Consider the following 13,697-nt stretch of genomic DNA (forward strand, 5'->3'; position numbering starts at 1 on the left):
CCCGAACCGGAGTCGAAGCCAGATCCGGAGCCGGAAGGACCGGAGGCTCCGGTGGAGCTTCCTGTGCGGGAGGACACCCGCACGCTGACGCTGGCCGACCTTGCCTGCACGCTGCTCTCCATCCTGCTTGCCATCCTTGTGTGGCTGCGCGGGAAAAAAGACGGCGGTGAAGATGCGGACGAGCAGGCTGAACGCATGGACGAAGAAGCGGAGGAAAATGAGCCACGCGGTTACGCTATCCAGAAAACCGTGAATGCTGTGCTGGCGGTATTCTCCGTGGTATTGTTCTTCCTCACGCAGCCGCTTGTATGGCGTTTCCGTCTGGTGGACTGGTGGACGGTGTTGTTCATGCTGCTGTGCGGTACGGCGGTGGCCATGCTCATCTGGCGCAGAAAATCGGAAGCAGGCGCCGAAGAAGACACAGCTGAAGAGTAAGAGAAAGGGGAATGCATATATGTATCTGTACACAAAATCAATTGCAATGACACTTTGTTCTGTAACGGCGGCGCTTGCCGTTGCCCTCACGGGGCTGGCTGAAGAACCGTCCGCGCCGGACGCGTCCTCCATGCCGTACACGGCGTCCCAAAGCCAGACGGCGGGTATACCGGACAGCAGCACCGTACCGGGCCCCACAAGTGAAACGGCGCCGGGCGCCACCGGTACGGCGGACAGCGCCATTTCAGAGGCGCCGGGTCCAGATGCCGCGCAGCAGGAAGAGTCCGGGTCTGTTCCCACCCCGGATATTGAGGCGGGCGGCGCCGGCGTGCCGGATGCTTCCTCAGAATCCGGTGAGACGGAAGAAAACACTGCAAACGCCGCGGAACGTCCGGTGGATGCAGGCGAAGAAGAGGATGGCGCGCCCCGTGCCGCGCTCATGCCGCCTGACACGCCCTCAGCCATCACCGGGGAGCTTGCCATGCTGCTGGCCACGAACCAGGCCGACAGCATCATGGGAAGCCTGGGCCTGGCACGCTCAGACGAATACCGCGCGGTACAGGCCGTTTTACGGCTGGAAGACTTCAATGGGAAAGATACCCTGGATGAGAACTATGCGGCGCTGTGGGCAGCGCTGGAGGCCGAACTGAGCGCGCTGTCGGCACAGGGAGCTGATTCCGCCGGGTGCAGCTACGCGGACGGGGCCATAACCGTTTGGGCGTGACGGCGCGTTTTTGTTGCCTTTGCACAGGGCCGCACCCCAAACTTCGTTGGGTATGGTGATAGCTATGTGCCGGTGCGTTGTGGCATTGTGGTAATAAGGCGGAAAACGCCAAAATGAACTGGAGGAAATAGAGAATGACACGGGAAAATGCAAAAAAGCTTCAAAGTATGATGGCGAAGGAAGCGGTCACGCTCCTGATGCTGGGCGGCGCGGAGGCGGATACGGCCGAGCATGAGGAAGCCATCCGCCTCATTGGGGAAGCCTGGGGGCTTGCAGAGGAAGAGACGGCCCGGCAAATCGAACGGATCGGGCACGGGCGGCAGTCCGTCCGAATGGGAGCGGAAAATATGCCGCCGGATGAAGGGGACGTCTCGCTGGCACTCACAGGCCGGGAAGTCATAGAGCTGGAAAGGGAATTGTTCGAAACAGCGGTCCGGCTCAATGACCGGGATAAGCGGCAGCAGCTGTTCAACACGGCGCAGGCGGTTGCCGAGTGGTTCAGCCTTGAGGACTGGATCACCGGTACACAGGAAGAGAGCGGCCATAGGGGAGCATAGAGTGAAACGATGGCGGAGACAGCGGCGCGGGATATCCCGCGCCGCTGTGTTGTGGCTGCCGGAAAGGAAAATGCATGGCAGAATATGTGAACTATCTACGGGTATTCGGCGCGCCGGGCGCGGCACGGGCACTGTTTGGCGCCATACAGGATGATACAGCCGGGCTGGGCAGTGTGGATCTCAACCGGATAACCCCCATGCCGGTCTGGATGCGGGAAGAGCCGCTGAGCGCCGGTACGGTGCGCAGGCAGGGCGGAGAAAACTGCTGGCTGGACTGGCGGCAGGCAAACTGGGGAACGCGGTGGAACACGCTGAAGGCACAGGCCAGTGCGGCGGCATACGACGGCGGAGACACCATCCTGTTCTATACGCAGGACGCCGGTGTGCCGGTGCTGATGCAGCACGCGTCCCGGCTTTGCACGGACGCTGCCCTGCTCTACGCCTGGGCCAGCCGGGATGTTGGTATGGACTGCGGCGCCGCGCGGTACAGGGACGGAGAAATACTGGCGCAAATATGTCCGCGGCCGGCAAGCAGGCGAGCGTATGAGCTTTCGTTCGACATCCTGTGTGAGCCGCCGGAAGCATTCGGGCTGCGGTATGACCCGGATGCGGGAACGTATGTGTATGAAGCAGAACAAAAACAAAAAAAGGAGAACGGGGAATATGGAAATCATTTCGGTCAAGATCACATCGGTGTTTGAAACGGGCGTCGTGAAGGCAAAGGCAAACGCGGTGCTTGGCAGGTTCGGCGTGCGCGGCATCAAGGTATGCGAGGGGAAAAGCGGCCTGTTCGTGGCGATGCCCTCATACAAGTCTGCAAAAGGAAAATACATCGATATCTTTTTTCCAATGGATAAGGAAGCGAAGGAAGAGCTGGCCGGGGCCGTGCTCCGGGCCTATGCGGAAAAACAGGCGGAAAACGCCGCGGCCGCGGTTTTGTCCGGGCAGGAACCGGGGTGAGTCCGTTTTTTTGCGTAAGGACAAGCCCTGAACCGTATGGAGCGCGTGCCGGACAGCGCCTTCCGGCACAGCGGCTGAAACCACAAGGCGCGGAAAAGGAGAAGATGCCTGTGAAAAAGAAATTGACGGCAGTGTGTGTGTTGACGGCAGCCGTGTGCCTTTTTGCGGCGACGGCGTTTGCTGAGACGGGAGACGTGGCGGGCGTGATCCAGAGTACATGGCAGAGCGCGGTACAGCAGATCAAAACGGTTGTAAATACCGTTGTGTTCCCCGCGCTGGACCTTATCCTCGTGACCGCGTTTTTCGTAAAAGCGGGAACAACGTACTATGAGTACCGCAAGCACGGCCAGATTGAATGGACAGGACTCATCCTGCTGTTCGCCGGCCTGGTGCTTTCTTTGACGGCGCCTCTGTACATCTGGACCATTGCGGGGGTGTAAATATATCTTGAACACATTTGAACGGGAACTGCGGAAAGCGGTGAGCGCCGCAGGCAGGGAAGACCGTGCGCGGTACGTTGGCCGTGCGGCATATCTGGAGCTTGACAGCGGCCTGCACGCAAAGCTGCAGTTTGTTACGCAGGGAATTGCGGACCGGTACGGAGCGCTGCAGCTGAGCGCCATCAGCAGGACGCGGGGAGAGATCGACCGTGTAACGGTGCGTTTTGAAGATGTATGGGGCGGACAGGCGCCATATCTGTGGCGCTGCGATGGGAAAACAGAATGGTATGGAGCTGTCCCGACACCCGGGGATATGGAGATACTGGCGCGGCAGATCGAAACATTCTGCGCATTGTATGAACAGGACCCGCGGCAGGAGATGTGCGGAATGGGATATTAGGCGGACGCAGATATACGAAATAGCCAGGAGGTGACCGTCTATTTTTGTATGGGATTTCGTGGCCGACGCAGTTTTGGGACAGATCTTTGACTGGATCTACGGAAAGCTGGCCGGCTTTTTCAGTGAATTTTTTGAGATGATGAACATGATGGGAGCGGAGCTGTTCGACCTTCCGTGGACGCAGGCCGTGGTGCTGTTTTTCAGCCGGTTTGCATGGGTGCTGTACGCAGTAGGGCTTGTAGTGGCGGGTTTTGAATACGCCATCCAGTCCCAATCGGGGCGCGGCGACCTGCACGGCCTTGCGCTCAATGGGATCAAAGGCTTTATGGCCGTGAGCCTGTTCACCACAGTGCCGGTAGAGCTGTACCGCCTGTGCGTCACACTGCAGGGCACGTTCGCGTCGGGTCTCGCGCAGCTCATGGGCGGGGAGGACGGCAGCATCGGAAGCCTGACGCGTGCGGCAATGGGCGCGCTGAACGGATACGGCGCTTTTGTGGGCCTGTTCCTGCTGATCCTGCTCGGCTATGCCGTGTTCAAGGTGTTCTTTGCGAACCTCAGGCGCGGCGGCATCCTGCTCATCCAGATCGCCGTGGGCAGCCTGTACTTTTTCAGCGTGCCGCGCGGATACCTGGACGGGTTCTGGAACTGGGGAAAACAGGTGGCCGGGCTGTGCCTGACGGCTTTTTTGCAGACGACGATGCTCGTTGCAGGCCTGATGGTGTGGAATACGAATATGCTGCTGGGCTGCGGCATGATGCTGGCAAGCACGGAAGTTCCGCGGATCGCGGGCGCGTTCGGTGTGGACACCAGCACGCGCGCCAACGTGATGGGCGCGGTCCACACGGCACAGTCCGTCATCAATACTGTGCGGATGGTCTCTTCCGCGTCGGGCTGAGGATGCATTGTGCAAAAGCTCAGGCTGGGAAGCCTGTTCGACGGGATCGGCGGATTCCCCCTTGCCGCGGCAGTGTGCGGGATAGAGCCTGTATGGGCCAGCGAGATCGAGTCGTTCCCCATCGAAGTCACAAGGCTGCGGTTCCCCGGAATGCTGCATGTGGGGGATATTACGAAACTCAGAGGGGCGGAGCTTCCGCCTGTGGATATCGTCTGCGGAGGTTCGCCCTGCCAGGACCTGAGCATCGCGGGCCTGCGTGCAGGTCTTGCGGGCGCGCGGTCCGGCCTGTTCATGGAGCAGCTGCGTGTGATCCGGGAGATGCGGGATGCAGACCGGGCCAGAGGTAGAACAGCTCTCGCTGTTCGGCCCAGATACATGCTCTGGGAAAACGTGCCGGGCGCATTCTCAAGCTATGACAGGGAGGACTTTCGAGCAGTGCTGGAGGAAACAGCGCGCGTGGCAGAGCCGGACGTGTCAATCCCTCGACCTGAGGCCGGGACATGGAAATCTGCTGGGCGTGTATTGGGAGGAAATTTCTCCATCGCATGGGCCGTTTACGATGCAGAATTTTTCGGAGTCGCCCAAAGACGCCGCCGTATCTTCCTTGTCGCAGATCTTGCTGGGCACAGTGCCGCAGAAATACTATTTGAGCGCGAAGGCCTGCCGGGGTATACTGCGGCGGAGCGCAGAACGTGGGAAGACATTGCCGCCGCAGCTGGAATCCGCCGTGCGGATGCAGGCGGGGCTGAGGGAGGAGCCGGAAACCGGGCGCTGACGGCCTATGCGGCCAACGGACGGGATGAGGTGCGGCCCATGTACGGTACGGCTACAACGATTACAGCGCATCCAAGCCTGCGCCAGGAGACGATCCTGTTGGAGCGGGAGGTGTGCCTCAATGACCAGGGCGGCATGCGTATGGATGTGAGTGAAGGCGTGAGCGGGACGCTGCGGGCGGATATGGGGGGCCATCCTCCCATCGTGCTGGGCAGCGAACAGGGTGTGGCGGAGGTGACGTTCGACCTCTGTCCCACCCTTACAGCAAGCGCGGGAATGAGTGGGAACAACCGGCCGGTATTGTTTGAAAACCATTCACAGGACGGCCGGTACCGCGGCCCGCTGGAGGTGGCGCCCACACTGCAGGCGTCGTGCGGAATGGGCGGAAACAACCAGCCGTTCTGCGTGGAGGCGCCTGCCTATGGGATCAGCGGGACGGTCATTGGCCGCGGGCCGGAAAACGGCGGGAACGGCGTGGGTGTTTCGCTGGAGGTTGGATATACACTGACGGCCCGTGACCGGCACGGCGTGTGCGTGCCGTATCAGCGTGTTGTGGGTACGTTGTGCAACGGGGATGAAAAAGGCGTGGGGAACCAGTATGTATCCAACGCGAAATGCATCATTGCCCCCAAAAACCGGGTGCGGCGGCTGACGCCGCTGGAGTGCGAACGCCTGCAGGGATTCCCGGACGGGTGGACGGATATCCCCGACGTGTCCGATACCGCGCGGTACAAAGCGCTGGGCAACAGCGTGGCGGTACCGTGTGTTGAGACCGTGCTCGCGGCCGTTCAAAACTACTTACGTCAGGAGGAAAAAGATTGAGAAAATACATCTATCCGCAGGATCTGACGGCGCGAGCCACGATGTGGCTCTGGCAGCTGAACGATCTTGCGGCCATTGGCGCACTGTGTCTTGCAGGCGTATTCTGCGCCGCACAGTTTGGAACTGCGGCGCCGCTGCTGTGCGCGGCGGGATATGCGTTCCTGACCGTGCGCTTTGAGGGACAGTCCATCCGGGATTTTTTACACAGCGCGGGCGCGTATTTTTTTACACCGCGTGAATTCAGCTGGGAAGGGGAAACGGAATGAAAACAGTAAAAAGGAAGACGGTGCGGCAGGGGACGCGCCGGATGATCAACGCGCAGGCTGTCACGCCATACGGCCTGCTCACATACCGGGGCGGGGAGACAGCCTTTTTCCTGCTGCGCCCGACGTGCATCTCCGTATTGCCGGAGGACGCTCTCGCGGCGCGGGTCGGGGCGCTGGTGACGTTGTTCAAAAGCCAGCCGGAGCTGGAGATCCTGTGCCTCAATTCGCGGGAAAGCTTTGCCAACAATACACGGTATCTGGAGGCCCGCATCGGAGAAGAAGAAAACCCGTACATTGCGGATCTGTTGGAAAAAGATAAGGCGCACCTGGGCAGCGTACAGCTTCAGACCGCGACCGCGCGGGAATTTGTGCTGGCGGTGCGGCTGGAGGCTGTGCGGGAAAAAGAAAAGTATCCGTATCTGGCACGTGTGGAAAAGCTCATCCGGGACCAGGGCTTCGATGTTCGGCGCGCGGACCTGGACGATGTGAAGCGGCTGATGGCGGTATATTTTGTACAGGACTTCACAAGCGAGCACTATGACGATTTTGACGGCCAGCGGTGGGTGGAATGGACGGGTGTGCAGGCGGACAGAAAAGCGCCGGACAGTGCGTCGCAGGAAGCGGCGGTCAAGGAATTTCTGGACCTTGCCGCGCCGTCCGTGCTGCGGTTTGAAACGGACCGGTTCATCTGCGGAAATACATACCGGTGCGTGTGGGCGGTGCGGGGATATCCGGCTTCGACCACGGAACAGGCCCTTTTGCACAGGCTGGGTGAAAAGGCGGGCGTATCCGTGCACATCTATACGCGCCGCGTTACGCCGGCGGAGGAGAAAAAGATATTGCAGAATGCGGATAAGGCGAACCGTCTGAAGGCGGGAAATACCGGGAACGTGCAGGATGTGGTGGAAGCGGAGAGCAACCTGCAGGACATGGCGGCAATGCTGACGCTTGCGCACCGGAACCAGGAGCCGTTTCTGCACACGGCTGTATTCATTGAGATGATCGCAAACGATCCGGAGCACCTGCGGATGCTGCAGAGCGAGGTAGAGGCGGAGCTGAACTGCTGCAAGATCAGCGCCGACCATCTGCTTCTGCGCCAGAAGCAGGGCTTCCAGTCCGTGATGCCGAGCGGATGGAACGCGTTCGGCACGCAGTATGAGCGGGTACTGCCCGCGTCCAGCGCCGCAAATCTGTATCCCATGTGCTATTCAGGCAAAACAGATCCCCGTGGCTTCCTGCTGGGACGGGACAAGTACGGCAGCAATGTTATCATCGACTTCGACCGGCGCACGGGCGGCCGAACCAACAGCAGCGTCCTCATCCTGGGCAACAGCGGGCAGGGCAAGAGCCATCTGCTGCGCCTGCTGGTCATCAACGCGCTGGAGGCGGGAAAGAAAGTTTTGCTTCTGGACGCGGAGGACGAATACCGGGAGCTGACGCGGAATCTCGGCGGCATGTACGTGGATTGCTCGGGAGGAAAGGCAATGATCAATCCGCTGGAGCCGAAAAGATGGGATGCGGACGGGACAGGCACGGTGCTGGCGCAGCACATTTCTTTTCTGCGCGACTGGCTGCGGAGCTACAAGCCGCTCACCGATGCACAGGCTGATACGGTGGAGATCCTGCTGGAACAGCTGTATCGGGAACGCGGCATCACAAAGGAGACCGACATGTCCGTGCTCCGGCATGAAGATTTCCCGCTCCTCTGTGAGCTGTACGCACTGCTGGAAAGGCAGGCGGGTGGAAGCGGAGTGTTTACGGATGAAACGCTGCGGGAGCTTCGGCTCCATCTGCATTCGCTTTGCGTGGGGCCGGACAGCCTGTATTTCAACGGCCACACCAACATTGGCTCAGGCCGGTTCGTCACATTCGGTGTAAAATCCCTGCTGGAAGCGGGGCAGAACCTGCGCGACGCGATGCTGTTCAATATTTTCAGCTATATGAACAATGAACTGCTCTGTGCCGGAAATACTGTCGCGGCCATTGATGAACTGTACCTGTATCTCAACAACAAAACAGCCATCGGATACATCCGGGCGTGCATGAAGCGGGCGAGGAAGAAAGAGTCCTCCCTGCTGCTGGCCAGCCAGAATGTCGAGGATTTTCTGCTGCCGGAGGCGGCGGAACTGACAAAGCCGCTGTTCAGCATTCCGGCGTACCAGTTCCTGTTCCATCCGGGAACTGTGGACGGGGGAAAATACCGGGAAGCGCTGCAGCTGGAAGAATGTGAATATGGCGTGGTCAGGAGCTGTGCGCGGGGAAACTGCCTGTTCAAATGCGGGGACGAGCGGTACAACCTTCTTGTGAAGACGCCGCCGCACAAGCTGCGGTGCTATGGCACGGCGGGCGGACGCTGACGGACGGAGCGGAAACATTTTGTTGGTTCTGATACTACCTTTTTCCCGGACCGTGTGGTAATGTTGGTGCTGCAGGAGGTGCGGAAAATGGATACACAGAAATTCCCGCCGTGCCCGTATTGCGGGAGTACAGAGATGCGGACCGGATTTCAGACCTATGAGGCGACCGTGAAGAAACAGCGCGGGAGTATGATGGGCGGCAGCGCGCTGCAGCATCTGTTCTGCGGCCGGTGCGGCATGGTGGCCGCGTCGCGGGTGCTGCGGCCGGAAACATTCGACAGCGCTGTCGGCAGATGGTAAGTAAACAGGGCGGGGCGGCAGGACGGTTTTCCATGCCGCCCCATATTTTTTTAGTCCAATGGTATGAAGTCAAGAGGGTGATAGAAGAAAAATCTGAGGAAAAGCGTGCCGAAACGGTCATGTAGGGAACAAAAAGGCAACACCAAACTAAACCCTGCCCCTGAAGATTTTTGAAACAGGGCCTATGCATCAGAGCAGCAAGCGTCAGCTCAGCCCTCCGGCGGGATATACAGGCGGTTGTCCTTCAGCAGTCGGAAGACCAACCGAACCAGTTTTCTGGCAGTTAAGGCGAGTGCGCGTTTGTGCTGGAACTGGTTGACCTCGTGGAACTTGAGGTCGTAGTAGCGCCGAAACTCGGAGTCGCATCTTCTCACGGAGTTGGCGGCTTCCAGCAGGTAGTAGCGGAGATAGCGGTTGCCAGATTTGATCAGGTGGGTATGTTCGGCCTCGAAATCACCGGACTGGTGCTGCGTCCAGACAAGGCCGGCGTACTTGGCAACGGAGGCCTGGGAGTTGAAGCGGCGGACATCGCCAATTTCGGCGATGATACCGGCAGAGTAGACCTTGCCAATACCCGGAATGGATGTCAGGGTGTTTGGGATAATTTCAAACTGCTGCTCAATGGCTTTCTCCAAAACCTTGACCTGCGCCTTCAAAGCTCGCATAGAGGCGATTGAGACGGACATTGCCTGGTTGACGGTATCGTTCACTGTTTTAGGCAGGCGGTAAGAACCTTTGGCTGCGGCCTGTATTGCCTTTGCAGCGGCCTCCGAGTCAGCAAACCGCCCACGACCAGCTTCGGTAATGAATGCCGTCAGCTCGTCCAAATCGGCGTCAGCCAGCTCGTCCACAGTTTCAAACCGCTCCATGAGCGCGATGGTGGTTGCGCTGGAGTTTGCAATATCCTTGTTCTGGGCCATGCCGGAGCATTTGAGAAACAGGTAGTTGGCAAACCGCTGCTTCTCACGGGTCATGTTTTGAATGACGTCAAATCTGGCTCTGGTGAGGGTCCGCAACGCTTTGTAGCGGTAATCGTCCATGTAGACCTCCTTGCCGATCCGGCCGAAACGGAGATGGTCGGCAATCACAAAGGCGTCCACCCAGTCGTTCTTCGGCAGGTCTGGATATGCTTCCTTGAATTTTTTGACCTGCTTCGGATTGAGGACATGGATCTTCCGCTGGAACTGGCTCAGGCCGCCATCCTCCCGGAGTGCATAAACCAGACTGTCTCCGTAGATGGAAGTGGCCTCCAGACCAATCACCACATCGCAGAGCTGCATGGAATGCAGTGCCGACACGATTCTCTCTGACAACAGTTTAGCACCGCCAAGGTTGTTTTGCACGGAAAAGCTGCTGTGCTTGCTGCCGTCCGGTTTCATCAGATAGGCAACATTGTTTCTGCTGCTCACATCAATGCCAACAAATAGTGGGTTCACATTTTCACCTCCTACTCGCATGGAGATTTCAGACCAGCAGACTTTGAGATACCCATGATAACCGGAGCATCCGCAACCTCGCGTATCAGAATCATTCCGGAGAAGGCCAATGCGATAGCCCTCACTGCTGAAAGGGCGGCCTTGCTTCCGGCAAACAGCCAATGAGTTTGCAGCTAACTTCCAGCTCAGGGGAACTGACTAAAAATGAAGCAGCCTTGCGGCTCGACCAGGGGGGAAAGAACTTGACCCTGCTGTCCTACAGCTATTGTATCACGGGCATCTCAGGGCCTGCTGATACCTGATTTATTAACTTTGAAACTTATTATACGAGGGGGGATGTTTTGGCAGGACCGGTTACAGCAGTATATTGGATCCGGAGAGCCGCCGCGCTTGCGGGAAATGAGAAGACAGGAAATGCCGTGGGGACGATCCTCACGGCATTTTTGCTTCCGTTCATCCTCATCATCGTGTGCCTGTGCGGGATGATGGACGCCGCGGCGGACCACAACCGTGCGGCCGTGGAATGGTGCTTTGGAGACGGGGCCATCCCTGCCGCGGTGCCGGAGGAGTACGCGGGGCATATTACACAGATGCGCGCGTGCTTTGCTGTATTGGACGGCGCGGTGGGAAAACTCAATGCGGAGCTGGAAGAAGGTTCTGTCCCGCTTCGCGCCAACCGAGTGAAAGCAGACTTTTTTGCGCTGAATTTCGGAGCGCCGGATCTGACGCTCCGCCAGGGCCAGGCGGAGTCTTTCGCGGGCTGCTATGTCAGCGAAGCGGTGCATATACGTACTGTGGAAGTGCCGAATCCGGAATACGACCCGCCGGAGGATGAAGAGGAGCTTGAGGATTATGACGTTCCGAAGACCATCGAAGTGGAACAGGAATATATGGTGACCGTTCCGGAAAAGGATATGGCCGTTGTTTACGCCCGGCTCCACGCCCTGCTGGGCGCGGAGTTCCCGGAGCAGTGGCGGGCAAACGCCGCGGAGATATTCTATCTGGCGGAATATGGCGCCGATGCGGTGGGCGGCATGAGCGACGGGCTGATAGCGGGCCTCGTGCAGGACGACAGCCCGGAGTACATCGGCGGGGCATTTGTCAGTCCCCTTGCCGGAGGCTGGAAAAACCGGGTGACGTCTGAAATGGGCGGACGGTACAGCCCGATTACAGGAAAATGGGAAGGCCACCGGGGCCTTGACATGGCCGCGCCGAAAGGAACGGAGATCCGCGCAGCGGCAAATGGGACCGTTCTGCTGGCGCGGTACGGCCATGCGAGTTATGGGAACTATGTGGTGGTCGGTCATGGCGGCGGCGTTACAACGCTGTACGCGCATTGCTCCGCGCTGAACGTTACGGTGGGACAGGCGGTGTCTGCCGGAGACGTCGTTGCCTTTGTGGGCAGCACGGGAGATTCCACGGGCGATCATCTGCATCTGGAGGTGAATGACAATGGAACGTTGAAAAATCCAAGAGAGTATCTGCCCTGACACAAATACATTTGATGATACGGGAGCGTGGTAAATTGAAAGTACAATTGAACTGGAAAGAATCAAGCTACAGCAAGCTGCCGGAGCTGCATATTGCCGCTTCGGAGATCGTGAGCGATGAGATGTTTGAACAGATGCAGGCACATCCGCTGTGGGATCACGACGTGATCCAAAAGCATATACAGGATATGCGCAGCGTGGCCGGAGGGGAATACTGTCTTCTGATCGCGCCCGAGAATGGAACGGACGGCCTGCTCGTCCGCTCAGAGGGAAGTTCCTGTGCGCGGTATTCCGCCTACATCCCCGGCGGGCGGCTGATGACGCTGGTCACGCCGGAGCTGGAGCGGGCATTACGCAGATGCGAAACAGCAGCCAAAGAGGCCGTGCGGCGGGAATGCGTGCAGACGCTGACGGGAAAGTGGACGTGTTCCCTTGCTGAACTGGACGCGGCGTTTGGAGCAGGGCTGCAGGAAAACAAAATACTGGCGGAACTTTTTTGTGACAGGCTGGCCCGGCAGGCGGAAGTGACGTCGGCATATTTGGAAGGAGATATGCTGCGAGTCGGATTCCGACCGGAATATTGTCCGCGGCTTGAGAATCGTGGAAGGATCCGTGTCCTGCGGGCTGAACCGGGCGGGCCTGTACGGGAGCTCCAAATCGAAAACCGGCTGGAAGCATTCCAGAAAAGCGTAAGGGGAAACATCGAATGCGTAGGGCTGAAGGACGGCGCGGTCCTGATCTGCGATGATGAGGGAAAGCTGAAGGGGCTGCGTCCCAACCGCAGGTTGGGCGGAGATCTGATCGTCGGGACGTTTCTCATCGCGGGCGTGGATGCGGAGGGCGATTTCTGCTCACTTACGGAAACGCAGGCGGAACGTTGGAAAAAGGAACTGGCAGAGCCGCTCAAGAATATCGAGAGCCTGGTGCAGCTGAGGGACCTTTTGCAAATTGGACTGCCGGACAATACATATCTTGTGCACCGGGACGCCGATATTGGAGTATGTCCTGCCGACGGCCTGCGGCTGGATGCGCTGCCGGAAAAATTTCAGACAGCATGGAACGATGTTCTGGCCGCGCAGGTATGCTGGATCAGACAGGGCGCATATGGGCCGGAGATAGTCCTGGCCGGTGTGGATCCGCAGCGTGTCTATGACTTTTCCTTTATGCTGATAGAAGAAATCGATGAATGCCCCGGGCAGGCTGCGGCGCCGGGGCTGAGTATGGAGTAATGCAGATATGCTGAAAAAGCCCGGCCTGGAAGAACTGGTGCGTGAGCTGGAAAGGGACTACGCCCGGTGGGAACAGGTATATATGGCGGGATCAAAAGATCCGTTCTGGCCGGACGGCGTGAATGCAAACCTGTGCAGGGATCATATCCTCTGCGGCAAAAGACGAATACGGGAACTGTATCCGGATGCGGAAATGCCGGAAATATATTACTGGCCGCTGCCTCAGAAACTTCCCGCGGAATATATGGCGCGAAAAGAAGAAATCCGGTCGGCTGCTTTACGGTCATATACCCGGTACATATCGGATGAAAATTTCTGTTTTATCCGGAACCATGTGGAGCGGATTCCTGAAACGGATGCTTTGCGCGGTATACTGGACGCACTACTTGCACGGGCCGATGTTCTGAAGGATGCGGTTTTGAGCGGGGACTATGTGGCGATGCGCAGATATGCGGACGCAGGAAGCCTGTTGGCTTCATTGAAGTCGGGAGCGGAACGGCTCGGGGATTGGGAGCCTCCGGAGCAGGAGCAGCTTGATCTGTTTACAGATTATAGCCCGGACGGGATACAGGACGAAGAAAGTATGTCCATGAGCATGTAGGGGGGATATAT

16 protein-coding genes are annotated in these 13,697 nt (G+C 58.5%); 15 read left to right on the forward strand and 1 reads right to left on the reverse strand.

Annotated features, from left to right (window positions below; all coding sequences use genetic code 11):
- The 12 genes from TQ39_RS21300 to TQ39_RS16650 form a co-directional block, all read left to right on the forward strand.
- Window positions 1-435: FILTED domain-containing surface protein (locus TQ39_RS21300; RefSeq protein WP_478002450.1), on the forward strand; the 435-nt coding region annotated here is incomplete at its 5' end.
- 19 nt (window positions 436-454) lie between these two features.
- A complete protein-coding gene (locus TQ39_RS16600) occupies window positions 455-1,159 on the forward strand; it encodes a hypothetical protein (RefSeq protein WP_050006355.1) in 705 nt (234 codons plus the stop codon).
- 134 nt (window positions 1,160-1,293) lie between these two features.
- Complete coding sequence (locus TQ39_RS16605; RefSeq protein ID WP_050006356.1) at window positions 1,294-1,716, forward strand: hypothetical protein; 423 nt, start codon at window positions 1,294-1,296, stop codon at window positions 1,714-1,716.
- Window positions 1,717-1,790: 74 nt separating this feature from the next.
- The gene (locus tag TQ39_RS16610) at window positions 1,791-2,417 is read left to right on the forward strand and encodes a hypothetical protein (RefSeq protein ID WP_050006357.1); all 627 of its coding nucleotides are present in this window, start codon (window positions 1,791-1,793) and stop codon (window positions 2,415-2,417) included.
- Window positions 2,380-2,676: a SpoVG family protein gene (locus TQ39_RS16615; RefSeq protein ID WP_050006358.1), complete on the forward strand. Its 297-nt coding sequence runs from the start codon at window positions 2,380-2,382 to the stop codon at window positions 2,674-2,676. The genes TQ39_RS16610 and TQ39_RS16615 overlap by 38 nt, the downstream gene beginning before the upstream one ends.
- 104 nt (window positions 2,677-2,780) lie before the next feature.
- The gene (locus tag TQ39_RS16620) at window positions 2,781-3,116 is read left to right on the forward strand and encodes a DUF3852 domain-containing protein (protein ID WP_050006359.1); all 336 of its coding nucleotides are present in this window, start codon (window positions 2,781-2,783) and stop codon (window positions 3,114-3,116) included.
- Window positions 3,117-3,123: 7 nt separating this feature from the next.
- Window positions 3,124-3,516, forward strand: coding sequence for a hypothetical protein (locus TQ39_RS16625; protein ID WP_050006360.1), 393 nt, complete (start codon window positions 3,124-3,126; stop codon window positions 3,514-3,516).
- A 40-nt stretch (window positions 3,517-3,556) separates the two neighbouring features.
- On the forward strand, window positions 3,557-4,411 hold the full coding sequence (locus TQ39_RS16630) for a conjugal transfer protein TrbL family protein (RefSeq protein WP_050006361.1): 855 nt from the start codon (window positions 3,557-3,559) through the stop codon (window positions 4,409-4,411).
- Between the two features lie 9 nt (window positions 4,412-4,420).
- On the forward strand, window positions 4,421-6,007 hold the full coding sequence (locus TQ39_RS16635; protein ID WP_050006362.1) for a DNA cytosine methyltransferase: 1,587 nt from the start codon (window positions 4,421-4,423) through the stop codon (window positions 6,005-6,007).
- Window positions 6,004-6,273 carry a hypothetical protein gene (locus TQ39_RS16640; protein WP_082052319.1) on the forward strand — a complete coding sequence of 90 codons (270 nt, stop codon included), beginning with the start codon at window positions 6,004-6,006 and terminating at the stop codon, window positions 6,271-6,273. The genes TQ39_RS16635 and TQ39_RS16640 overlap by 4 nt, the downstream gene beginning before the upstream one ends.
- Window positions 6,270-8,630 carry a VirB4 family type IV secretion system protein gene (locus tag TQ39_RS16645; protein WP_338092841.1) on the forward strand — a complete coding sequence of 787 codons (2,361 nt, stop codon included), beginning with the start codon at window positions 6,270-6,272 and terminating at the stop codon, window positions 8,628-8,630. Before TQ39_RS16640 ends, TQ39_RS16645 begins: the two co-directional genes overlap by 4 nt.
- 135 nt (window positions 8,631-8,765) lie before the next feature.
- Window positions 8,766-8,930, forward strand: coding sequence for a hypothetical protein (locus TQ39_RS16650; RefSeq protein WP_155201867.1), 165 nt, complete (start codon window positions 8,766-8,768; stop codon window positions 8,928-8,930).
- Window positions 8,931-9,139: 209 nt separating this feature from the next.
- Here the strand turns inward: TQ39_RS16650 and TQ39_RS16655 are convergent, their stop codons facing one another.
- Window positions 9,140-10,366 carry an IS110 family RNA-guided transposase gene (locus tag TQ39_RS16655; protein WP_050006364.1) on the reverse strand — a complete coding sequence of 409 codons (1,227 nt, stop codon included), beginning with the start codon at window positions 10,364-10,366 and terminating at the stop codon, window positions 9,140-9,142.
- A 341-nt stretch (window positions 10,367-10,707) separates the two neighbouring features.
- On the opposite strand from TQ39_RS16655, the gene TQ39_RS16660 reads away from it, so the two are divergent.
- From TQ39_RS16660 to TQ39_RS16670, 3 genes are read left to right on the forward strand one after another with little or no spacing between them, the layout of a single operon-like run.
- Complete coding sequence (locus tag TQ39_RS16660) at window positions 10,708-11,856, forward strand: M23 family metallopeptidase (protein WP_050006365.1); 1,149 nt, start codon at window positions 10,708-10,710, stop codon at window positions 11,854-11,856.
- 35 nt (window positions 11,857-11,891) lie between these two features.
- Entirely contained in the window at window positions 11,892-13,085 is a 1,194-nt protein-coding gene (locus tag TQ39_RS21745; RefSeq protein WP_069955768.1) for a DUF3846 domain-containing protein, read from the forward strand.
- A gap of 7 nt (window positions 13,086-13,092) precedes the next feature.
- Window positions 13,093-13,686, forward strand: a complete 594-nt coding sequence (locus TQ39_RS16670; RefSeq protein ID WP_050006366.1) for a hypothetical protein — start codon at window positions 13,093-13,095, stop codon at window positions 13,684-13,686.
- Window positions 13,687-13,697 lie beyond the last annotated feature (11 nt).

It is taken from the genome of Ruthenibacterium lactatiformans (assembly GCF_000949455.1).
Classification (GTDB): Bacteria; Bacillota; Clostridia; order Oscillospirales; family Ruminococcaceae; genus Ruthenibacterium; species Ruthenibacterium lactatiformans.